Source organism: Leifsonia sp. NPDC056824 (assembly GCF_042789575.1).
GTDB lineage: Bacteria > Actinomycetota > Actinomycetes > Actinomycetales > Microbacteriaceae > Leifsonia.
Map to the genome: position 1 here is coordinate 102,769 of NZ_JBHUAV010000005.1, position 21,697 is coordinate 124,465.

At 72.3% G+C, this 21,697-nt stretch carries 22 protein-coding genes; 13 read left to right on the plus strand and 9 right to left on the minus strand.

Going from position 1 to position 21,697, the window contains the following annotated elements:
* A partial coding sequence (locus ACFRFH_RS17475; RefSeq protein ID WP_382464268.1) for a citrate/2-methylcitrate synthase occupies positions 1-1,267 on the minus strand: 1,267 nt, incomplete at its 3' end.
* A gap of 51 nt (positions 1,268-1,318) precedes the next feature.
* Here ACFRFH_RS17475 and ACFRFH_RS17480 point away from each other — a divergent pair.
* Complete coding sequence (locus ACFRFH_RS17480) at positions 1,319-2,485, plus strand: citrate synthase (protein WP_382464269.1); 1,167 nt, start codon at positions 1,319-1,321, stop codon at positions 2,483-2,485.
* 74 nt (positions 2,486-2,559) lie between these two features.
* Complete coding sequence (locus ACFRFH_RS17485; protein WP_382464270.1) at positions 2,560-3,195, plus strand: putative glycolipid-binding domain-containing protein; 636 nt, start codon at positions 2,560-2,562, stop codon at positions 3,193-3,195.
* Positions 3,196-3,287: 92 nt separating this feature from the next.
* Here ACFRFH_RS17485 and ACFRFH_RS17490 read toward each other — a convergent pair whose 3' ends face one another.
* The 3 genes from ACFRFH_RS17490 to ACFRFH_RS17500 form a co-directional block, all read right to left on the minus strand.
* Entirely contained in the window at positions 3,288-4,553 is a 1,266-nt protein-coding gene (locus ACFRFH_RS17490; RefSeq protein ID WP_382464404.1) for an MFS transporter, read from the minus strand.
* 89 nt (positions 4,554-4,642) lie between these two features.
* Positions 4,643-5,077, minus strand: coding sequence for a hypothetical protein (locus tag ACFRFH_RS17495; protein ID WP_382464271.1), 435 nt, complete (start codon positions 5,075-5,077; stop codon positions 4,643-4,645).
* A 60-nt stretch (positions 5,078-5,137) separates the two neighbouring features.
* On the minus strand, positions 5,138-7,564 hold the full coding sequence (locus tag ACFRFH_RS17500) for an ATP-dependent DNA ligase (RefSeq protein ID WP_382464272.1): 2,427 nt from the start codon (positions 7,562-7,564) through the stop codon (positions 5,138-5,140).
* An 86-nt stretch (positions 7,565-7,650) separates the two neighbouring features.
* Here ACFRFH_RS17500 and ACFRFH_RS17505 point away from each other — a divergent pair, with 86 nt between their 5' ends.
* Both ACFRFH_RS17505 and ACFRFH_RS17510 read left to right on the plus strand, forming a co-directional pair.
* Positions 7,651-8,541 carry a Ku protein gene (locus ACFRFH_RS17505; RefSeq protein WP_382464273.1) on the plus strand — a complete coding sequence of 297 codons (891 nt, stop codon included), beginning with the start codon at positions 7,651-7,653 and terminating at the stop codon, positions 8,539-8,541.
* Positions 8,538-9,503 (plus strand): DNA topoisomerase IB, encoded by a 966-nt coding sequence (locus ACFRFH_RS17510; RefSeq protein WP_382464274.1) that lies wholly within the window; start codon positions 8,538-8,540, stop codon positions 9,501-9,503. The genes ACFRFH_RS17505 and ACFRFH_RS17510 overlap by 4 nt, the downstream gene beginning before the upstream one ends.
* Positions 9,504-9,522: 19 nt before the next feature.
* Here the strand turns inward: ACFRFH_RS17510 and ACFRFH_RS17515 are convergent, their stop codons facing one another.
* Positions 9,523-10,944: an MFS transporter gene (locus ACFRFH_RS17515; protein WP_382464405.1), complete on the minus strand. Its 1,422-nt coding sequence runs from the start codon at positions 10,942-10,944 to the stop codon at positions 9,523-9,525.
* A 282-nt stretch (positions 10,945-11,226) separates the two neighbouring features.
* Between ACFRFH_RS17515 and ACFRFH_RS17520 the strand changes: the two genes are divergently transcribed.
* Positions 11,227-12,138 (plus strand): sigma-70 family RNA polymerase sigma factor, encoded by a 912-nt coding sequence (locus tag ACFRFH_RS17520; RefSeq protein ID WP_382464275.1) that lies wholly within the window; start codon positions 11,227-11,229, stop codon positions 12,136-12,138.
* 36 nt (positions 12,139-12,174) lie between these two features.
* Here the strand turns inward: ACFRFH_RS17520 and ACFRFH_RS17525 are convergent, their stop codons facing one another.
* Complete coding sequence (locus ACFRFH_RS17525; protein WP_382464276.1) at positions 12,175-12,357, minus strand: hypothetical protein; 183 nt, start codon at positions 12,355-12,357, stop codon at positions 12,175-12,177.
* A gap of 72 nt (positions 12,358-12,429) precedes the next feature.
* On the minus strand, positions 12,430-12,771 hold the full coding sequence (locus ACFRFH_RS17530; RefSeq protein WP_382464277.1) for an ATP-dependent DNA ligase: 342 nt from the start codon (positions 12,769-12,771) through the stop codon (positions 12,430-12,432).
* Between the two features lie 93 nt (positions 12,772-12,864).
* On the opposite strand from ACFRFH_RS17530, the gene ACFRFH_RS17535 reads away from it, so the two are divergent.
* Positions 12,865-14,367, plus strand: a complete 1,503-nt coding sequence (locus tag ACFRFH_RS17535) for an SDR family oxidoreductase (RefSeq protein WP_382464278.1) — start codon at positions 12,865-12,867, stop codon at positions 14,365-14,367.
* Here the strand turns inward: ACFRFH_RS17535 and ACFRFH_RS17540 are convergent.
* Complete coding sequence (locus ACFRFH_RS17540; RefSeq protein ID WP_382464279.1) at positions 14,348-14,905, minus strand: MarR family winged helix-turn-helix transcriptional regulator; 558 nt, start codon at positions 14,903-14,905, stop codon at positions 14,348-14,350. The genes ACFRFH_RS17535 and ACFRFH_RS17540 overlap by 20 nt on opposite strands.
* A gap of 73 nt (positions 14,906-14,978) precedes the next feature.
* On the opposite strand from ACFRFH_RS17540, the gene ACFRFH_RS17545 reads away from it, so the two are divergent.
* From ACFRFH_RS17545 to ACFRFH_RS17570, 6 genes are read left to right on the plus strand one after another with little or no spacing between them, the layout of a single operon-like run.
* Entirely contained in the window at positions 14,979-16,106 is a 1,128-nt protein-coding gene (locus ACFRFH_RS17545; RefSeq protein ID WP_382464280.1) for a polyprenyl synthetase family protein, read from the plus strand.
* Positions 16,103-17,026: a phytoene/squalene synthase family protein gene (locus ACFRFH_RS17550; RefSeq protein ID WP_382464281.1), complete on the plus strand. Its 924-nt coding sequence runs from the start codon at positions 16,103-16,105 to the stop codon at positions 17,024-17,026. The genes ACFRFH_RS17545 and ACFRFH_RS17550 overlap by 4 nt, the downstream gene beginning before the upstream one ends.
* Positions 17,027-17,037: 11 nt before the next feature.
* Positions 17,038-18,654, plus strand: a complete 1,617-nt coding sequence (crtI, locus tag ACFRFH_RS17555) for a phytoene desaturase family protein (RefSeq protein WP_382464282.1) — start codon at positions 17,038-17,040, stop codon at positions 18,652-18,654.
* Entirely contained in the window at positions 18,651-18,980 is a 330-nt protein-coding gene (locus ACFRFH_RS17560) for a lycopene cyclase domain-containing protein (RefSeq protein ID WP_382464283.1), read from the plus strand. Before crtI ends, ACFRFH_RS17560 begins: the two co-directional genes overlap by 4 nt.
* Positions 18,977-19,372, plus strand: a complete 396-nt coding sequence (locus ACFRFH_RS17565; protein ID WP_382464284.1) for a lycopene cyclase domain-containing protein — start codon at positions 18,977-18,979, stop codon at positions 19,370-19,372. The genes ACFRFH_RS17560 and ACFRFH_RS17565 overlap by 4 nt, the downstream gene beginning before the upstream one ends.
* Positions 19,369-20,247 carry a prenyltransferase gene (locus ACFRFH_RS17570; RefSeq protein ID WP_382464285.1) on the plus strand — a complete coding sequence of 293 codons (879 nt, stop codon included), beginning with the start codon at positions 19,369-19,371 and terminating at the stop codon, positions 20,245-20,247. Before ACFRFH_RS17565 ends, ACFRFH_RS17570 begins: the two co-directional genes overlap by 4 nt.
* On the opposite strand, the gene ACFRFH_RS17575 is transcribed toward ACFRFH_RS17570, so the two are convergent.
* Complete coding sequence (locus ACFRFH_RS17575; protein WP_382464286.1) at positions 20,244-20,627, minus strand: glyoxalase superfamily protein; 384 nt, start codon at positions 20,625-20,627, stop codon at positions 20,244-20,246. The genes ACFRFH_RS17570 and ACFRFH_RS17575 overlap by 4 nt on opposite strands.
* A gap of 113 nt (positions 20,628-20,740) precedes the next feature.
* Here ACFRFH_RS17575 and ACFRFH_RS17580 point away from each other — a divergent pair, with 113 nt between their 5' ends.
* Positions 20,741-21,688: a J domain-containing protein gene (locus ACFRFH_RS17580; protein ID WP_382464287.1), complete on the plus strand. Its 948-nt coding sequence runs from the start codon at positions 20,741-20,743 to the stop codon at positions 21,686-21,688.
* Positions 21,689-21,697: the final 9 nt, after the last annotated feature.

A 21,697-nucleotide genomic window follows, 5' to 3' on the forward strand; every position in this document is an offset into this window, starting at 1 on the left:
GCGCGCCCCCGCCCCCCTTCCTCCCCCCGTCTGGGGGGGGGGCCCCCCCCCCACACCCCCCCCCCCTCGGCGGGGTGTAGCGGCCGACGGGGCGGAGGCGGAGCGGGGGTTCGCGGTATTCGGCGAGGGCGTGGACGATCCAGCCGGCGGTGCGTGCGGTCGCGAAGATGACCTCGCCGGCGTCGTCGGGCATGCCGGCGGTGAGGGAGAGGGCAGCGAGGGCGAGGTCCACGTTCGGGGCGGCGCCGGTGCGGTCGCGCAGCAGGGCGGCCAGGGCGTCGACGGCCGCCACCACCGGTTCGGCGCCGGGGATGCCGGCGAGCATCCCGAGCAGGATGCGTGCACGCGGGTCGCCGACGGGGTAGAGCGGCTGGCCGAAGCCGGGGACGGGACCGCGGCCGTCGACTACGGCGTCCGCGACGACCCGGGCGGGCTCCTCGCCGGCGGCGACCCGGGCGAGCATCCGGTGGGCGGCGCGGCTGGCGTTGCCGTGCAGCGGCGAGTCGAGCGCGCCGAGGCCGGCCACGACCACGGCGTACGGGGTCGCGCGCGCGGACGCGGCGGCGCGGGCCGCGAGGGTGGAGACGGCGAGGTCGTGGTCGAGCAGGAGGACCAGGGCGGCGTCGAGGGTACGGAGGGCTTCGGCGGATGGGGGCTGCGGGGAGAGGCGCGACCAGAGCTCGCCGGCGAGGGCCGGGCCGGCGGGCGCAGACTTCAGCGGCAGCACTGCCACCATGCCCGCGATCAGCCGTTCGGCGGCGCCCGCCACGGCCTCCGGATCGAGGGAGGTGCGGAGCGGGTCGGCCGCCGCCAGCGCCGTGACCGCGACCAGCTGTCGGTCGCGGTCGCCCGCGCCGGGCGGCAGGGCGTCCGCGACCCTGCGGGCGGCGTCCAGCCCGGCGCCGGGCGCGAAGCGCACCGACGCCTCCCACCGCCCGGTGAGCGCCCAGTGCGCGACGACCTCGAACGGCTCCCGCGCCAGCTCCGCGGCGGGGCGGCCGCGGTAGTACAGCTCGCCGTCGTCGATCAGCGCGAAGTCCGTCTCGATCACCATCAGCGGGCGGCCCTCCGAGCGCGCCGGCGCGGGGGCGGCGCTGCGGCGGCGTGCCGAGGCGAAGGCCTCCACCTCCAGCGGGTCGAAGCTCGAACCGGCCGCGGTGCGCTCGCGGGTGAGCAGGCCGCGCGCGACGTACGCGTACAGCGTCTCCCGTTTGACGCCGAGGCGCTCGGCGGTCTGCTCGGCGGTGAGCCGCGGGAGGTCGCTCATATTGATCCGATCAACGTTGACGTGCGTACAATCCACGTTCACACTACTGGCATGGACCGCATGAACGACACCCTCATCGACGTCCCGCGCGGACTGACCAATGTCGTCGCCGCCACCACGGCGCTCGGCGACGTCCGCGGCCAGGAGGGCTTCTACCACTACCGCCAGTACTCGGCCATCGACCTGGCGCGCGAGCGCACGTTCGAGGACGCCTGGTATCTGCTGCTGTTCGGTGAGCTGCCGTCCGCGCAGGAGCTGGCGGCGTTCCGGGCGCGGATCGCCGAGGCGCGCCGCCTCCCGGAGCCGGTCAGCGAGCTGCTGCCCGCCATCGCGCGGCTGACGGCGCACGACGCGCTGGCGGGGCTGCGGATGGCGCTCGCCGCGGTCGCCGCCGCCGACGGCATGCGTCCCGTCTACGACCAGGACGAGGACGCCCGGCTGCACGACGCGATCCGGGTCGCCGCGGTCACGCCCGTGCTGCTCGCGTCGCTGCACGCGCACGCGGAGGGCCGGACGCCGCCGGAGCCGCGCGACGACCTCGGCCACGTCGCCGAGTACCTGCGCCTGATCACCGGCCGCACGCCGGACGCCGCGCACGAGCACGCGCTCAGCGCCTACCTGACGGCCGCGATCGACCACGGCTTCAACGCCTCCACCTTCACCGCCCGGGTGATCGCATCGACGGGTGCGGATGTCGCGGCGGCGGTGGACGGCGCGCTCGGTGCCCTGTCCGGCCCACTGCACGGCGGCGCGCCCAGCCGCGCACTGGACACCCTCGACGCGATCGGGACGCCCGACCGGATCGACGGATGGATCACCGAGACCGTGCGCTCCGGCGGCCGGGTGATGGGCTTCGGCCACGCGGTCTATCGCACGGAGGACCCGCGGTCGGTGCTGCTGCGGGAGGTCGCGCAGGGCTTCGGCGGCGAGCGGGTGGACTTCGCGGTGCGGGTGGAGGAGCGCGTCCAGCAGCTCCTCGAGGAGCTCAAGCCGGGGCGCGGGCTGCACACGAACGTCGAGTTCTACGCGGGCGTCGTGATGGAGCTGTGCGGCATCCCGCGCGAGCTGTTCACACCGACGTTCGCGGTGGCGCGTGTCGTCGGCTGGACCGCGCACATCCTGGAGCAGGCGGCGGACGGCAAGATCCTGCGGCCGTCGTCGCGCTACGTCGGGCCGCCCGCGCCCGAGCCGCTGCCCGGGAGGCCGATCGCCGCCTGACCGCGGGCGGGTCCGGGGCGTATCGTGCTGCTCGGGCGGCCTCCTCAGCGGCCGCACGAGCGACGGAGGACGCCATGCGCGGAGCGGTGCGGCATGTGGAGTGGGTCGGCGACGAGGACCCGGAGCGGCTGGAGGCGGCCGTCGTCACCTTCGCGCCCGACCGGTTGGACGCGCTCGGCACCTCCCGCACGACGGACTACGTCACGAGCTGGGCGCTGGAGACCGGGCCGGGCTGGGTGACCTCCCGGCTGTCGGTCGCGGTCGACGGCCGCGGGTTCACCCGTTGGCTCGTCCTCACCCGCGACGGGCACGGCCGCTGGGCCGCGGAGTCGTACACGCACGGCGACGACCGCTTCCACGACGAGCCGATGGCGGCTCCGGGGATCGTGGACGCCGGGAGCCTAGACGGCGCGCTCGACTGCGACCTGGCGCTCTGCCCGGTCACGAACACGATGCCCATCCTCCGGCTGGGGGCGCTGGCGGGGCTGGAGGAGACCGAGCTCACGATGGCGTGGGTGGACCTCCCGTCGCTGGCGGTGGTCGCCAGCCGGCAGGCGTACAGCGCGGCCGAGCCGTTCGACGCCGGGGCCGGGCGCTCCGTCGTCCGCTACCGCAGCGTCGGCAGCGGCTTCACCGCCGATCTCGGCGTCGACGAGGACGGCCTCGTCATCGACTACCCCCGCCTCGCCCGCCGCATCCGCACCCGCTGAGCTGATCTCTATCCGCCGAGGGGCACGTTAACGCCCCTAAAACGCGATTTTAGGGGCGTTAACGTGCCCCTCGGCGATGGAGGGAAGGGGGTTCAGGGGGTGGGGGCGAGGGCGTCGTAGGCGCGGAAGGTGCTGCGGATGCGGACGATGGTCGCGACGAGCACCACGATCAGGAGGCCGCCGAGCAGCGGAGGGAACCAGAGGGCGCCGCTGAGCGCGAGCACGCCGATGTAGAGGTCGCCGAGCCGCGGGCCGCCGGTCACCACCACGGTGAACACGCCCTGCAGCCTCCCGCGCATGACGTCGGGCGCCGACGCCTGCAGGATGGTCATCCGGAAGATCGAGCTGACGTTGTCGGCCGCGCCGGAAGCCGCGAGCAGCACCGTGGCCGCGATCAGCGCGGGGAGGTTCGCGTCGGCGATCGACGCGCTGCCGCCGGTCGTCCCGCTGAAGGCGACGACCGCGAGCACGATGCCGAAGCCGAGGATCGCTGCGCCGTAGACGATGATCGCCCGCTCCACCGCGCGCCCCTGCCACCGGACTCCGCCGAGCCGGCCGGAGAAGACGCTGGACACCAAGGTGCCCACCGCGCCGGCGGCGGTCAGGATGCCGACCGTCACCGGGCCGCCGCCGATGAGCAGCGCGCCGACCGCCGGGAACAGCGCCCGCGGCTGGCCGAACGTCATCGCGATCAGGTCGAGCACGAAGGTCATCGACAGGTTCGGCGCCGACTTCAGGAACCGAAGCCCCTGCAGCACGGAGGACAGCCCGGCGCTCTGCCGCTCGCCCTCCGGCACGATGGAGGGCAGCGTGAAGATGCCGAGGAACGCCGCGGTGAACAGGATGACGTCGACCGTGTACGTCCACGGGATGCCGACGCTCGCGACCAGGAGGCCGGCGAGCGCGGGTCCGACGGTGACCATCACGCCCATGCTCATCCCGCCGAGCGCGCTCGCCGCGGGCAGCAGCCGCGCGGGCAGCAGGCGCGGCGTGATCGCCTGCCGGGTGGCGCCGATCATCACCGCGGCCACCGCGTTGATCGTCGTGAGGACGTAGAGCGGCCACACCACCTCGACGTGCAGCCAGGCGAGCACCGCGATCCCGGCCGTGGAGGCCCACGCGACGATCGCGGTCACGAGGGCGACCTTCCTCCGGTCGAACGCGTCGGCGAGCACACCGCCGTACAGCCCGAAGACGATCATCGGCCCGAGCGCGAACAGCGCGACGAGCGCGACGGCCAGCGTCGAGTGGGTGAGGTCGTAGATGTTGAGGCCGACGGCCACGATCGTCATCTGGCTGCCGATGCCGGAGACGGCGCCGCCGATCCAGAGCCGGGCGAACGCCGGCGACTCCCTCAGCGGGCTGAGGTCGACGAAGTGCTTGGCGTGCGCGAGCCGCGGCTCGCTCGTATCGTCGGGCTCCTTGGTGCCCGGAGCCTGCCCGGCGCTCAGAAGCGCGGCTTTTTGCTGAGCGTCACCGCTGCGAGCGAGAAGACGACGCCGAACAGCATGATCGTGACGGTGACGGCCTGGAGGACCACCTGGAAGAACGGCATGAACGGGGTGACGGAGACCCAGAGCCAGAGGATGGCGCCGATCAGCGTGATGACGTAGCTGAAGGTGCGGCGCGCGTAGAGCGCGTTGAGCGACACGACGGTGCCGGCGACGGTCACCTGGAAGAGCGGGAGGAAGGCCTCCGCGTTGCCCGACCAGGTCGCGACCAGGCTGATGACGCCGAGCACGAGGGTGACCAGCACGACGAGGGTCGCGAGCAGGTTGCCGAGCATGGGCGGCACGGTGGCGCTCAGGCTGCGGACGAGCCCGCCGTGCTCGTCATCGATCTCGTTCTCGGTGCGGGGCTCAGCGATGATGTGCGTGGTCACGACGACGATCCTACCGCCCGACCGGGCGTCGGTCAGCACACCTTCCCGGCCGCAGCGCGGTCAGTTCTCCTTGACCACCTGGTCGACGCGCTTGTCGGGCCGCAGGCCCCGCCAGGACGGCTGACGCAGCCGGTCGGTGCCGGTCCACTCGGCGAACTCGACCTCCCCGACGTACTCCGGCCGCACCCAGTGGGCGCCGCGCGCGTCGAGCGAGGGGACGCCCTCCAGCGGCGGAGTCGCGCGCGGGTGCGCGGCGAGCTTCTTCGCCAGGTCGTCGAGCATCGCGTCGGTGAAGCCGGTGCCCACCTTGCCCACGTAGCGCAGCCCGTCGCCGTCCGGGATGCCGAGCAGCAGCGCGCCGATGCCGTTCGCGCGGCGGCCGTTGCCGGGGGTCCAGCCGCCGATGACGACCTCCTGTGCGAGGTGGTGCTTGATCTTGATCCAGGTGCGGGAGCGCCGTCCGGTCGCATAGGTGCCGTCGCGCTGTTTCGCCATGACGCCCTCCAGGCCCAGCTCCTTCGAGGAGGAGATGGCGTGGTCGACGTCGCCGGCGAAAGCGGGCGGCACCTGCACCGGGTCGTCCTTGGGCGGGCGGAGGGTGTCCTGCAGCACGGCGCGGCGCTCGTCGTAGGTCTTCTTCCGGAGGTCGGTCCCGTCGAGCTCCAGGAGGTCGAAGACGAAGTAGTTCGCGGGCGCGCGCTCGGCCGCGGCGCGCACCTCCGCCGGACGGGTGAGGCCCATCCGGGTCTGCAGGAGGCCGAAGTCGGGCCGGCCCTTCGGGTCGAGCGTGACGATCTCGCCGTCGAGGATCAGGTCGTGGTCGCCCGCGAGGCCGACCAGGCCGGCGAGGTCGGGGTAGGTGGCGGTGACGTCGTTGCCGTTGCGGGTGGTCAGGCGCAGGGCGCCGTCGCGCACGACGGCGATGGCGCGGATGCCGTCCCACTTCATCTCGAACGCCCACTCGGACTCGTCGTGGATGTCGGCGCGGGAGCCGAGCGTGGCGAGCATGGGGGAGACCGGGGTGTCGGTGATGGGCTTCGCGGTGCTCTTCTTCTCGGGTTCGGCCGCGGGCTTCGCCGCGGTCTTCCCCGAACCCGCCTCCTTCATCAGGTGGATGAGCCAGTTCTTCTCGTCCCCGCCCTGCTTCGTCGCGATGAGCGCGAACTTCCGCGGCTCGCCCCCGAGGCCGCCGTCCGGCTGCCCGTGCAGCGTCGCGATCACCTCGTCGTCGCGCCACTTCTCCACCTCGTATTCGCCGTGGTCCCAGATGTCGACGTGGCCCGCGCCGTACTCGCCGTGCGGGATGTCGCCGGCGAACGTGCCGTACTCCAGCGGGTGATCCTCCACATGCACGGCGAGATGGTTCTGCTTCGGGTCGGTCGGAGGCCCCTTCGGCAGCGCCCAGCTGACGAGCACGCCGTCGTGCTGGAGGCGGAAGTCCCAGTGCAGCCGCCGGGCGTGGTGCTCCTGGATGACGAACGAGCGGCCGTCGGCGGCGTCCGGGCTGACCTCCGGCACCGGCTCCGGGGTCTTGTCGGCGTCGCGCTTGGAGCGGTAGGTCGTCAGTCGGTCGGTCCCTTCGGCCGCCGCGCGCCCGACCGACAGGTCGGCGAGCGGATCGCCGCGGCGCTTCACGCGCTCCAGCACCTCGGGGTACTCCAGCTGCCGCAGGTCCTTCGAGGCCAGCTCCCGCCAGGTCCGCGGCGCCGCGACCGTCGGCCGGAACCGCCCGCGCAGCGAGTACGGCGCGATCGTGGTCTTGGCGCCGTTGTTCTGGCTCCAGTCGACCAGCACCTTCCCCGTGCGCAGCGCCTTCTTCATGTCGCTGACGACGAGGTGGGGATGGTCGGCCTCCAGTGCGCGCGCCAGCTCGTGCGCGACCGCGGAGACCTGGTCGCTGGTCTGCGAGCCGTCGAGCGGCGCGTACAGGTGGATGCCCTTGGACCCGCTCGTCACCGGCAGCGGGTCGAGCCCCATGTCGGCGAGGATGGCGCGGGCCAGCCGGGCGACCTCCGCGCAGTCCTGCAGCGTCGCGCCGTCGCCCGGGTCGAGGTCGAGCACCAGCCGGTCCGGGTTGTGCCGCGTCTCGCCGCGGCCCACGCGCCACTGCGGCACATGCAGCTCCAGCGAGGCGATCTGGGCGAGCCAGACCAGTGTCGCCGTGTCGTTCACCAGCGGGTAGGTGTTCGCGCTGGTCTTGTGCGTGATCGTGCGCTGCTTCACCCACCCCGGGGTGGAGGCCGGGTCGAGGTTCTTCTGGAAGAACACCTGCCCGGGATGCTCCGGCGTCCCGACCCCGTGCACCCAGCGCTTGCGGGTGGCGATGCGGTCGCGGGTGTGCGGGATCATCGCCTCGGCGATCGCATTGTAGTAGCCGATGACGTCGGCCTTGGTGGTCCCGGTCTCCGGGTACATGACCTTGTCGAGGTTCGTCAGCCGCAGCCGGTGGCCGTCGATCGAGACCGTCTCGGTGTCCTCCGCAACCATGCGATCACCGTACGCGCCCGCGCCGTCCCGCGGCAGATACCGTTTCCCCTGTTGTTTTTCCGCGGTCGCGCGGACACGATGGTCCCATGAGGGCCATATGGACGGGAGCCATCACCTTCGGGCTGGTCAATGTGCCGGTGAAGGTCTACAGCGCGACCGAGGACCACGATGTCGCGCTGCACCAGGTGCACGACGCCGACGGCGGGCGCATCCGGTACAAGCGCGTGTGCGAGATCGACGGCAAGACGATCCCGTACGAGCACATCGCGAAGGCGTACGACGACGGCGAGCGGACGGTCATCCTGACGCCGGAGGACCTGGAGTCGCTGCCCGCCGAGCGCAGCCGCGAGATCGACGTGGTCGAGTTCGTGCCGAACGACCAGCTCGACCCGCTCATGTTCGACCGCAGCTACTACCTGGAGCCGGACTCCAAGTCGCTCAAGGCGTACGCGCTGCTGCGCAAGACGCTGGAGGACGAGGACCGCACCGCGATCGTCAACTTCGCGCTGCGGCAGAAGACCCGGCTCGGCGCGCTGCGGGTGCGCGGCAACGTCCTGGTGCTGCAGACGATGCTCTGGCACGACGAGATCAGGGCGGCCGAGTTCCCGTCGCTGGAGACGACGCCGCGGATCACCGAGCGGGAGCTGTCGCTGTCCTCCGCCCTGATGGAGAGCTTCGCGGGCGATTTCGAGCCGGAGAAGTTCAGCGACGAGTACCAGGAGGAGCTGCGCAGGCTGATCGACGCGAAGCTGGAGCAGGGCGAGAGCATCGACACCGCCGTCACATTCGGCGAGGAGGCGGAGGAGGCGAAGAAGGGCGGCGGCGAGGTCATCGACCTGATGGAGGCGCTGCAGCGCAGCGTCGAGCGCAGCAGGGGAGGCGGGTCCTCGGCGGCGGACGAGAAGAAGCCGGCTACCAAGGGGACGAGCGCGGCGGAGAAGAAGGCGCCCGCGAAGAAGGCCAAGAAACCCGCGTGACGCGCCTGCGCCGCAGCGACCCCGCCGGGCCCGGCTACGCCCGCCGCAGCACCGCGAAGGGCCCGGTGTACCAGGACGAGTCGGGCAACCGCATCGTCGACGAGCGCGAACTGGAGCGCATCCGCTCGCTCGTCATCCCGCCCGCCTGGCAGGACGTCTGGATCTCGCCGGACGCCCGCGGCCACATCCAGGCGGTGGGGACGGACGCGGCCGGCAGGCGGCAGTACCTGTATCACGAGTCGTGGCGGCTGCATCAGGACCGGATCAAGTTCGAGCGGGCCGCCCAGCTCGCGGAGACGCTGCCCGGCGCTCGCCGCAAGGTCACGATGGACCTGCGGCAGGAGGGGTTCGGACGCGACCGCATCCTCGCGGCGGCGTTCCGCGTCATCGACCTCGGCTCCTTGCGGATCGGCAGCGAGGAGTACCTGCACGCCAACGGCAGCCGCGGGCTGACCACGCTGCTCTGCCGGCACGCGGCGATCGACGGCGACGAGGTGACCCTGACCTTCCCGGCCAAGTCGGCGCAGAAGTGGGCGAGCACGATCGAGGACGCCGACCTGGCCGCGCTGTTCGCGGAGATCGTGGCGGTGCGCGGCCAGCGCTCCCGGCTGCTGTCCTGGAAGGACGGCACCTGGCACACGATCCGTCCGGCGTCGCTGAACGAGTACATCCAGCGGCAGACCGGCGGCGAGTTCACGGCCAAGGACTTCCGCACCCTGCACGGCACGATCGTCGCGGCGGAGGCGCTCGCCGGGCTGGGCGTCGCGGACAGGGAGGCGCAGCGCGCGAAGCGGGTGACGGCCGCGGTGGCCGAGGCCGCCGACGCCCTCGGCAACACGCCGACCATCGCGCGCAACAGCTACATCGACCCGCGCGTGTTCGACCGGTACCGGGCCGGGGAGGTCATCGACACCCGCGGCGGTCGCGCCCCCGAGCCGGCGCTGCTGGACCTACTGGCCTGACGCCCTCCCGCTTCGCGGCCTACCGCTTCGCCGCCGACTGCGCCGGCGTCTCCGCCGACAGCGGCGCCGCGATGTCCTCCAGCGACTTCCCCTCCGCGTCCACGCCGAGGAACAGCTCGACCAGCCCCGCCGCGATCATCAGCCCGGCGCCGATGTAGTACCCGAGCGAGATCGCCTGGACCCCGCCGCCGATGAGCTGGCCGAACAGGATCGGCCCGATGATGCCGCCCGCCGCCGTGCCGACCGCGTAGAAGAACGCGATCGCCATCGCACGGGTCTCCATCGGGAAGATCTCGCTCACCGTCAGGTAGGCCGCGCTGGCGCCCGCCGAGGCGAAGAAGAACACGACCACCCAGCAGGCCGTCAGCCCGACGGCGTTGAGCGCGCCGGCGGAGAACAGCAGGGCGGTGCCGACGAGCAGCACGCCGGAGCCGACGTAGGACAGCGTGATCATGAACCGGCGGCCCACGGAGTCGAACAGCCGGCCGAGCAGCAGCGGCCCGAGGAAGTTGCCGACCGCGATCGGGAGCAGGGACCACGGCGCGACGTCGGCGGGCACCTTCAGCAGGTTCGTCAGCACCAGCGCGTACGTGAAGAACACCGCGTTGTAGAGGAACGCCTGGCCGATGAACAGCGACAGCCCGAGGATCGACCGCTTCGGGTACTGGTGGATGCCCACCCGGATGATCTCGCCGAACCCGGTCGAGCGGCGCTGGCGGATCTCGATCTCCTGGTCGTCCGGCACGGTCTCGAGCTCGGAGCCGGTCTCCTTCTCGATGCCGCGCTCGATCTCGGCGACCTCTTTCTCCGCTGCCTGGTCGCAGCCGTGGATGAACATCCAGCGCGGCGACTCCGGCACGTTCCTGCGGACCAGCAGGATGACCAGTCCCAGCACCGCGCCGAGGCCGAAGGCGATGCGCCAGCCGATGTTCGCCGGGAAGATCGCGGTGTTCAGCAGGAACACCGTGAGGACGGCGCCGAAGGCGGTTCCGAGCCAGTACGACCCGTTGATGGCGAGGTCCACGACCCCGCGGCGGCGGGCGGGGATGAGCTCGTCGATCGCGGAGTTGATCGCCGCGTACTCGCCGCCGATGCCCGCGCCGGTGAAGAACCGGAACACGAAGAACATCCACGGAGCGACCGAGAACGCCGTGAGCACGGTCGCGAGCAGGTAGAGGCCGAGCGTGACGATGAAGAGCTTCTTGCGGCCGAACCGGTCGGTCAGGTAGCCGAAGACCAGGGCGCCGACGCACGCGCCGGCGACGTAGATCGCCGCGGCGAGGCCGACCTGCGGGGTGGTCAGTCCGAGTCCGGAGGCCTTCTCGGTCAGGCGGCTGGCGATCGCACCGACGATGGTGACCTCGAGCCCGTCCAGGATCCACACCGTCCCGAGCCCGACGACGACGAGCCAGTGGAAGTGCGACCAGGGGAGGCGGTCCAACCGCGCAGGGATGCGGGTGCGGATGGTCTTGAGGCCCGCCGGACCCGAAAAATCACCGGAACCCTGGGAATCGGATGAATTCACGCTCATTGCCGTGACGGTACGAGCGTCCGGTTCTGGCGCTAGGCCCTTGACAAGCTAGTGATTGCGCCATAGCAAGCGACACGCCTAGCTGGCACTACCACCGTTGTCAACCCCTTGTTGGGGGTGTGAGCATTCTGATTGCCTGTACCCACGAATCGAGGCAGAAAACGCCTGCGCACGATGGGATGGGATGACACGATGACGACGCTCGAAGTGACCAATGATCCAGTTCGCGACTACCTCAATTCCATCGGAAGGACCCGCCTGCTGACGGCGGACGAGGAAGTCTCCCTGGCCAAGCGGATCGAGGTCGGCGTCCTCGCCGGTGAGCGTCTCGCCACCCGCCCCGGACTGACGCCGCGCGAGAAGCGCGAGCTGCAGTACCTGGCCGACGACGGCAAGCGCGCCTTCGAGCGCTTCATCGAGGCGAACCTCCGCCTCGTCGTCAGCATCGCCAAGCGCTACGCCGGCCGCGGCCTCGCGGTGATGGACCTGATCCAGGAGGGCAACCTCGGCCTGGTGCGCGCCGTCGAGAAGTTCGACTACCGCACGGGCAACAAGTTCTCCACCTACGCCACCTGGTGGATCCGCCAGTCCATCCTGCGCGGCATCGCCGACACCGCCCGCCTGATCCGCATCCCGGTGCACACGGTGGAGAAGATCGACAAGCTGGACCGCATCCGCCGCGACCTCGGCGGCGAGCTGGGCCGCACGCCCACGCTGGAGGAGATGGCGGAGGCCGCCAACCTGACCCCGGCCGAGGTGCACAAGCTGCGGATGAGCGACTCCGAGACCGTGTCGCTGGCCGTGCCGGTCGGCGAGAACGAGGGCGCAGAGCTCGGCGACCTGATCGAGGACGGCGACGCCCCCGGCCCGTCGGAGTCGGTGGAGGTCGAGTTCCGTCACCGTGACCTGGAGGAGCGCCTGCGCGAACTGCCGCCCCGCGACGCCAAGGTCGTCCGGATGCGCTTCGGCCTGGACGGCCAGAAGCCGATGACCCTCGACGAGGTCGGCGCGGTCTACGGCATCACCCGCGAGCGCGTGCGTCAGCTCGAGACCCGCAGCCTCAAGCGCCTGCGCAGCCCCGAGCTGCTCGAATACCTGCGCTGAGTCGGCGCAGAGACCACGACCAGGGGAACCCCGGGCTCAGCCGAGCTCGGGGTTCTCGTTTATCGCGACCGCCTCGTCGAACGGGATGTCCCCGGGACGGTCCCCGGGGGCGGCCTCATCCGCACCGGCCTCCGCGTCCGCGGGGGCGGCGACGGTCTCCGCCACGGGCGCTTCCGCCGGAGCGGCAGCGACGAGCGGGTCTTCTGATTCCGGTGCCATGGCGCGCCTCCCATCTGCCATGTTCACGGCCAACACTAGGCGCGGGCTGGGAGACGTTCAAGCCTTACTGGATCAGCGGCCGGGAGGCGAGTCGGCGTTGACCTCGTCGGCGCCGAGCGCGCCGATCTCCTCGGTGAGCTGGAGGCCCTGTGCGCTGTTGGAGGACAGGGTGAGCGCTTCCAGCCACTTCTTGTTGATCATCGGCGGCCGTCCGCCGCTGTAGCGGAACAGCAGGGGGATGGCCGGGTCGACCCAGATGGCGCTGCGGCCGTCGCCGACGCCCTGCTCGTCGCGCCAGGAGAAGAAGAAGCCCTCTTTGCGCCGCAGCTTGAGCCCGACGACGATCTGCAGGTGTGCGAGGACCCTGTCCTCGAATCCGATCTCCGTCGAACCACCGTAAACGAGCTTGCCCATGCGAAAACCGTACCTGAATCCCGGTGAATGCATGCATTCGGCGCGAGAAAACGGCCCTGCGGTTTTTTCGTGCGCCGGGGGTATGGTCGCACGGTGGAACCTCGACGCGTCCTCGTCACCGGCGCCACCGGCTACATCGGCGGCCGGCTGGTGCCCCGCCTCCTGGAGCGCGGTTACCGGGTGCGGGTGCTGGTGCGGTCGCCGCTCAAGCTCACCGACGTGCCCTGGGCGCCGGACGTGGAGGTGGTGAGGGGCGACCTGCACGACCGGGCGTCGGTCGAGGAGGCCGTGCGCGATGTCGACATCGTCTACTACCTCGTGCACTCCATGCGCGCGACCGGCGACTTCGACGAGGAGGAGGCGGACGGCGCGCGGTCCGTCGCCGAGGCGTCGGCGGCGGCCGGCGTGAGCCGCATCGTCTATCTCGGCGCGCTGCACCCGGACGGCCCGCTCTCGCGGCACCTGCGCTCGCGCGTCGCCGTCGGCCGCATCCTCCTGGACTCTGGCGTGCCGACGGTCGTGCTGCAGGCCGGCGTCGTCATCGGCTCCGGCTCGGCGTCGTTCGAGATGATCCGGCAGCTCACCGACGTCCTCCCCTACATGCCGGCGCCGCGGTGGGTCCGCAACCGCATCCAGCCGATCGCGGTGCGCGACGTGCTGCACTACCTGCTGGCGGCCGCCGAGCTGCCGCCGGAGGTGTCCCGCGCCTTCGACATCGGCGGCCCCGACATCCTCCGCTACGGGCAGATGATGAACGGCTACGCGCTGGAGGCCGGTCTGCGGCAACGGCCGATCGCGTCGCTGCCGGTGTTCACCCCGTGGCTGGCGTCGCAGTGGGTGAACCTGGTCACGCCGATCCCGCGGGCGCTCGCCGTGCCGATCATCGAGTCGCTGCAGTACGACTGCGTGATGCGCGAGCACGACATCGACGCCGTCATCGCCCCGCCGGAGGGCGGCCTCACCCGCTACCGCGCGTCCGTCCGCCTGGCGCTGGCGCGGCTGCGTGCCGGGACCGTCGAGACGAGCTGGCAGGACGCCTCGGTGTCCGGCGCGCCCAGCGATCCGCTGCCGAGCGACCCGGACTGGTCGGGCCACACCGTCTACACCGATGTGCGCGAGCGGACCAGCACCGCGCCGCCCGCGGAACTCTGGCGGGTGATCGAGGGGATCGGCGGCGACCGCGGCTGGTACTCCTTCCCGCTCGCCTGGGCGCTGCGCGGCTGGCTGGACAAGCTGGCCGGCGGGGTCGGCCTGCGCCGCGGCCGGCGTGACGCCGATCGCCTGCAGACCGGAGACGCCCTCGACTGGTGGCGCGTCGAGGCGATCGAGCGCGGCTCGGCGTTGCGGCTGCGCGCCGAGATGCGGGTGCCGGGCCTCGCCTGGCTGGAGCTGGGCGTCACAGCGGAGGGAGCGGGGTCCCGCTACCGCCAGCGCGCCGTGTTCTTCCCGCAGGGGCTCGCCGGCCGGCTGTACTGGCTGGCCATCCTGCCGTTCCACGGGATCATCTTCGCCGGGATGGCCGAGCGGATCGTTGTGGAGGCCGAGCGGGCCGCGCGCGCCGAGCGGTCGGAAGGCGTCACTCCGGCGGAGCCGTGACCAGGGTCGTCGCGCTGAGGTCGTGGAGGAACCGCGTCACGACCTCGCGCTCCTGGGGGCTGAGCGCCCTGGCGACCTCGAAGCGCCGTGCGTGCTGCAGGCCCATCGTGCGGCGCACCTGGCGGTGGGTCTCCGGGGTGATCTCGACCGTGACCGCGCGGCGATCGGTGGGGTGCGGCTTGCGCACGATGTGACCGGCGCGCTCGAGCCGGTCGAGCAGCTTGGTGACGGACGCGGTCGAGATGTGCAGGTGCTCGGCGAGCGCGCCCGCGGTCACCGCGACGTTGGCGTTCATCGACGCGATGATGTAGCGCAGCGCCTTCATGTCGGTCTCGTTGAGCTGCATCGCGGTGCGGGACTCGAAGCTGAGGCGCTGCTCGGCCTCCCGCCAGCCGCGGACGGCGTCGAGGACGCCGATGACCTCCTGCAGCTCTTCGTCGCTCAGGTCGTCGTGGCGCACGAGCTCCTGCCGCGGGTCGATGACACGCGGATCGATCAGTGACCCGGAGATGCGCCGGGCCTCCTCCTTGGAACTCATGCGCACATCCTATTGCCCCTTGTAAGAAGCGTGCTAAGTTATTTGCTAACCAGGCTAGGTAAAGGAGGTCGAAATGACCCAGCTTCGCCCGGAACTCACGGAGCAGCACACTGTCGCGGAGGTCCCGGCCCCCGACCCCGTCGACGAGGACCTGCACTCCGTCGAGAGCGAGCTGACCGCCTTCCTCAGCGCCCGCGAACGCGACGCCGCGACGTACGGCGAGGAGTACACCCGCCTCTGGCAGGCCACGGGGGAGTCCTCCCGCGGCGGCAAGCGGCTCCGGCCCCGGCTGGTGCTGTCGGCGTTCCACGGCCTGGCCGGCTTCGGCCGCGGCGAGGTCGAAGACCGCACCGCAGCCGTCCAGACCGCGCTCGCCTTCGAGCTCCTGCACAGCGCCTTCCTGCTGCACGACGACGTGATCGACGGCGACACGGTGCGTCGCGGCCGTCCGAACGTCGCCGGCGAGTTCAGCGCCGACGCCCTCTTCCGGGGAGCCGGCGGCCCCCGCGCCCGGCTCTGGGGCGAGTCGGCGGCCATCCTCGCCGGCGACCTGCTGCTGCACGCCGCCGCCCAGCGCGTCGCGCGGCTGCGGGTCGGGGAGGCCACCCGCTCCCGGCTGCTCGACCTGATCGACCGGTCCGTCTTCGTCACCGCCGCCGGCGAGCTGGCGGATGTCGGACTGGCCACCGGGATGTCCGCGAGCGGGCTGCCCGACGTCCTCGCGATGACCGCGTACAAGACCGCGGAGTACTCGGTGTCCGGGCCGCTCGCCGCCGGCGCCCTCCTCGCGGGCGCGGACGACGAGGTCGTCGAGCTACTGGCCGGCTACGGCCGGCTCGTCGGCGTCGCCTTCCAGCTCGGCGACGACCTGCTCGGGGTGTACGGCGACGAGACCGTGACGGGCAAGACCGTGGTCGGCGACCTGAAGCAGGGTAAGGAGACGACGCTCATCGCCTTCGCCCGCGGAACGGCGCAGTGGCCCGACCTGGAGCCGCTGTTCGGGCGCGACGACCTCGGCCCCGACGCGACGGCGGAGCTGGCCAGGGGCCTCGAGCGCTGCGGAGCGCGCGTCTTCGCCGAGCGCCTCCTGGCCGACCACGTCGCTGCGGCCGTCGCCACCCTGGACACGCCCCTGCTGCCGTCCGCGCTCGCCGCGACGCTGACCCGCGTCGCCCTCGGCTGCGTCGGGAGGACGGCATGACGCGAACAGAGCCGTCGGCGTCGGAGACCTCCCCAGAGGGGCCCTCCGCCCCTGTCTCCGACACCGACCTGACGCTTTACGGCCGGGCCGCGCACCGCAGCGCCGCCACGATCATCCACGAGTACTCCACCTCGTTCGGGATGGCGACGCGGCTGCTGTCGCCCTCCGTCCGGCCGCGGGTCGAGGACGTCTACGCGCTCGTCCGGGTCGCCGACGAGATCGTCGACGGGGCGGCGGCGGAGGCCGGGCTGACCACCGACCAGATCAGGGAGGTGCTCGCCGCCCTGGAGGACGACACCGAGCAGGCGCTGCGCACCGGCTACAGCGCCAACGTCGTCGTGCACGCCTTCGCCCGGACGGCGCGCTCGGCCGGCTTCGGCGCCGAGCTGACCCGGCCGTTCTTCGCCTCCATGCGCCGCGACCTCGACCCGGTGGACTTCACCGCGGACGAGCTCAGCGCCTACGTCTACGGCTCCGCGGAGGTCGTCGGCCTGATGTGCCTCGCCGTCTTCCTCGCCGACTCGCCCGTGCCGGACCCGACCCGGCGCCGGCTGGAGGCCGGTGCGCGGCGGCTCGGTGCGGCGTTCCAGAAGATCAACTTCCTGCGCGACCTCGCCGTCGACTACGCCGAGCTCGGCCGCAGCTACTTTCCTGGCATCGATCCCGCGCGCCTCACCGAGCGGCAGAAGCTCGCTCTCGTGGTGGACATCGACTGCGACCTGGGCGCCGCCGCCGACGCCATCCCGGAGCTGCCGGAGAACTGCCGGCGCGCGATCGCCGCCGCCCACGGCCTGTTCTCCGAGCTGAGCGACCGGATCAGAAGGACCCCCGCTGCCGAGCTCCTGGTGCGCCGGGTGCGGGTGCCGAACGGCACCAAGCTCGCGATCCTGCTGCGCGCCACCACCGGGTACGTGCGGTGACGGGGCGAGCGATGCCCGCCGATCGGGTCGTCATCGTCGGGGGAGGGATCGCCGGCCTCGCCACCGCGGCGCTGCTCGCGCGCGACGGCCGCCGGGTCACCCTCCTCGAGCAGCACGACGTCCTCGGCGGCCGGGCCGGGCTGTGGGAGGCGGACGGGTTCCGCTTCGACACCGGCCCGTCCTGGTACCTGATGCCGGAGGTGTTCGACCACTTCTTCCGGCTGCTCGGCACGAGCGCCGCCGAGCAGCTCGACCTCGTCACCCTCGACCCGGGCTACCGCCTGTTCGCGGAGTCGGGCGAGGCCCCGCTGGACGTCCGGGCCGACGGCCGCGGCAACCGCGCACTGTTCGAGAGCGTGGAGCCCGGCGCCGCCGCCGCGCTCGACCGCTACCTGGCGAGCGCGGCGGAGACCTACCGCCTGGCGGTCGACCGCTTCCTCTATGCGACGTTCGCGACTCCGGGCCCGCTGCTGGACCCCGCCGTCCTGCGCCGCGCCGGGAGGCTGGCACGGCTCCTGCTCGAACCGCTCGACCGGTACGCCGCGGGCTTCGTGCGCGACACCCGGCTCCGCCAGCTCCTCGGCTACCCTGCGGTCTTCCTCGGCACCTCGCCCGGCCGGGCGCCCAGCATGTATCACCTGATGAGTCACCTCGACCTGGACGACGGCGTGCGCTACCCGATGGGCGGCTTCGCCGAGCTGATCCGGCGGATCGCGGCGCTCGCCGAGGCCGCGGGCGCCGAACTGGTGACCGGGGCGCGGGTGACGGCGATCCGGACCGAGCCGGGACGGGACCGGCGGGCGCGCGCGACGGGTGTCGAGTACGTCGACGCCGCGGGACACCCGCGGGTCGCGGCGGCGGACGTCGTGGTCTCGGCCGCCGACCTGCACCACACCGAGACCGAGCTGCTGCCGCCGGAGCTGCGCACGCACCCCGAACGCAGCTGGGACCGCCGCGATCCCGGACCCGGCGCCGTGCTGGCGATGCTCGGCGTCCGCGGCGCCCTCCCGGAGCTCACCCACCACAACCTGTTCTTCACGACCGACTGGGAGGCCGGGTTCGCGCGCATCTACGGCGCCCGGCGCGGCTGGGGCCGGGGATCGGTCATCCCCGATCCCGCGTCGCTCTACGTCTGCAAGCCGAGTGCGACCGACCCCGGCGTCGCGCCGGACGGGTCCGAGAACCTCTTCGTGCTGGTCCCCGTCGCCGCCGATGTCTCGATCGGCCGCGGCGGCGTCGACGGCGCAGGCGACCGGCTCGTGGAGAAGACGGTCGACGCGGCGATCGCGCAGGTCGGCGCGTGGGCGGGCATCCCGGACCTCGCCGACCGGATCGTCGTGCGCCGCACGGTCGGGCCCGACGACTTCGCGCAGGACTACAACGCCTGGATGGGCGGGGCGCTCGGACTCGCCCACACCCTCCGGCAGAGCGCCTTCCTCCGTCCGGGGAACGCCTCGAAGCGGGTCGACGGCCTCCTCTATGCCGGGTCGTCGACGATCCCCGGGATCGGCCTCCCGATGTGCCTGATCAGCGCCGAGCTCGTCCTCAAGCGCCTGCGCGGCGACGACACCGCGGGGCCGCTGCCCGAGCCGCTGCGGCCGGCGAAAGCGGGGGAGCGGGTCCCGTGAGCGTGGCCTACCTCGCCTGCCTGCTGGTCGCGCTCGGCGCGCTGGTGCTCCTCGACCGGCGCTTCCGCCTGGTGTTCTGGCGGGGCGGCGCCGCCCGCAGAGCCGGCCTGGTGCTCGCGGCCGGGCTGGTCTTCTTCCTGGCCTGGGACGTGCTCGGGATCGCCCTCGGCGTCTTCGCCCGCGGCCGGTCGCCGTTCATGACCGGGATCGAGCTCGCGCCGCAGCTCCCGCTGGAGGAGCCGGTCTTCCTGGCGTTCCTCTGCTATCTGACGCTCGTCCTGCTGTTCGGGACGCGCGCGCTGCTCGACCGGAGGGAGCGCGGATGACCTACCCGCTCCTCAGCACCTACCCCATCCTCAGCGCGGCCTTCCTCGCGCTCGCCGCCGCCGTGCTCGTCGCCGGTCTCGTGCGTGCGCCGGACAGGGCCCGCCTCCTCGCGCGCTGGACCGTCCCGGCCAGTGTCACGGGTGTGGTGCTCGTCGTGCTCACAGCCGTCTTCGACAACCTGATGATCGCGGCCGGCCTGATGACCTACGCCGCCGCCGCGATCTCCGGCGCGCACCTCGGGCTCGTCCCGGTCGAGGATCTCGCCTACCCGATCGCCGGGCTCATGCTGCTCCCCGGCCTCTGGCTGCTGCTGCGACCGCGGCGTCAGGAGTCGACCGGCGCCCGCGGATCGGCGGCCGACGCCCGCACGCACGACCGGAGCAGCCGATGACCACCGCCGTCGCGCCGTCCGCCGCCCGCCAGCTCCTCATCGCCTCGCGCCCACTGAGCTGGATCAACACCGCCTTCCCGTTCGCCGCGGCGTACCTGATCACCACCGGCCGGGTCGACGCCGTGCTCGTCGTCGGCACGCTCTACTTCCTCATCCCGTACAACCTGGCGATGTACGGGGTGAACGACGTGTTCGACTACGAGTCCGACCTGCGCAACCCGCGCAAGGGCGGAGCGGAGGGCGCCCTCCTCGACCCGGGAATGCATCGCCGCACGCTCGTGGCCGCCGGGGTGACGAACGTGCCGTTCCTGGTCTTCCTCGTCGTGGTCGGCTCGCCGCTGTCGTGGCTGGTGCTCGCCGCGAGCGTCTTCGCCGTGCTGGCGTACTCGGTGAAGGGGCTGCGGTTCAAGGAGGTCCCGTTCCTCGACTCGGCGACGTCGAGCTTCCACTTCGTCAGCCCGGCGCTCTACGGGCTCGTGCTCGCCGGCGCCGTCTTCACGCCGGGGCTCTGGCTTCTGCTGCTCGCGTTCTTCCTGTGGGGCGTCGGCAGCCACGCCTTCGGCGCCGTGCAGGACGTCGTGCCCGACCGGGAGGCCGGCATCGCCTCCATCGCGACCGCGCTCGGCGCCGCCCGCACCACACGGCTCGCCATCCTCGCCTGGGCCGCCGCCGGCGTGGCGATGCTCGGCACCGCGTGGCCGGGGCCGCTCGCCGCCGTGCTCGCCGTCCCGTACATCCTCACCGCCGCCCCGTACTGCTCGGTCCCCGACGAACGCGCAAGCGCCGCCAACCGGGGCTGGCGGCGCTTCCTCTGGATCAACTACGCGTGCGGGTTCGTCGTGACCCTGCTGCTGATCGCGTACGCGCTCCGCTAGCGGTTCTGCGGCACGAGCTGCTGGAGGCTCCAGCCGTTGCCGTCCGGGTCGGTGTAGTACACGAAGCGCCCCCAGGACTGCTCGTCCACGCCCTGCGCCTCGACCCCGTTGCTGCGCAGGTGATCGAGCGCGGCGTCGGCGTCGGGGATCACGATCTGCAGCCCTTTCATCGTGCCGGGCGCCATGTCGGTCAGCCCCTCGCCGAACGCGATCGAGCAGGCCGAGCCGGGAGGCGTCACCTGCACGAACCGGAGGGTGGGGGAGACGCGCTGGTCGAAGTCCGCGTTCCAGCCCAGCTTGTCCACGTAGAACTCCTTGGCCCGGTCGACGTCGGTGACGGGGAGGATGATGAGCTCGATGCGCCAGTCGCTGATGGCCATGATTCCTGCCTTTCGGTTTCGGTGTGATCCCAGGCTATGACCGCATGCGGTCACTTTCCGTCCTCAATCGAAATCGAGCGAATTCGCGGATCCGCCCGCTACTCTCGTGAACCATGAGTGACAGTCCCGCCGCGCCGAGCGCCTACGAGGTGCTCGGCGTCAGCGCGACCGTCAGCCAGGAGGAGCTGCGGCGTGCCTACCGCCGGCTCGCCCGGCTCACGCACCCCGACACCGGCGGCACCGCCGAGGCGTTCCAGGCCGTGCAGTTCGCCTGGGAGCAGGTCGGCGACCCGGAGGACCGCGCGCGGTACGACCGCGGCGAGTCCTTCGTGGTGGACGCCGTCTCCGGCGAGTCGGGCGGCGGCGGCTTCAGCGCGACCGTGCACCCCACCCGCTCGGCGGGCCGCGGGCCGACCGTGCGCGCGCGCAGCTACGGCCACCCCGGCGGCCGTGCCCGCGAGCGTTTCCTCACGCTGATGCGTGAGTGGATGGGCCGCGGCACCGACCTCGCCGACCCGTACGATCCCGGGCTGGTGCGCTCCGCGCCCCGCGAGATCCGGATGCTGCTGGCCGAGGCGCTCGCCGAGGAGGCGACCGCCCGCGCCGTCTCCGGCCTCGGCATCGGCTTCACCATCTGGAACGACGTGGCCGTGCACCCGGCGACCGACGCCAAGCTCGACCACATCGTCCTCGGCCCGGCCGGCCTGTTCGCGATCCGCTCCGCCGACTGGGGGAGCCAGGTCAAGCTGGCGAAAGGCGAGCTGGTCGGCTCCGGGATCGGGCACGACGAGGAGCCGTTCCACGAGCTGCACAACGCGGCGAAGAGCTTCGGCCGCCAGGCGGGCGTGCGCTTCACCGGCCTGATCGTGGTCGTCCCGGACGACGTCCTCGCCGTCCCGCTCGACGTCGTGCAGCGCGGGAGGCTGTCCGGCGCGACGGTGGTGCGGCGCTCGCTGCTGCCCAAGATCCTCCGCGACGGAGCCGACGCCGCCGGCCGCGCGAGCGTCGACCGCGCCTTCGAGCTGCGGCCGCGGCTGCAGGAGGCCGTGCGCTTCGTCTAGACTCCGTCG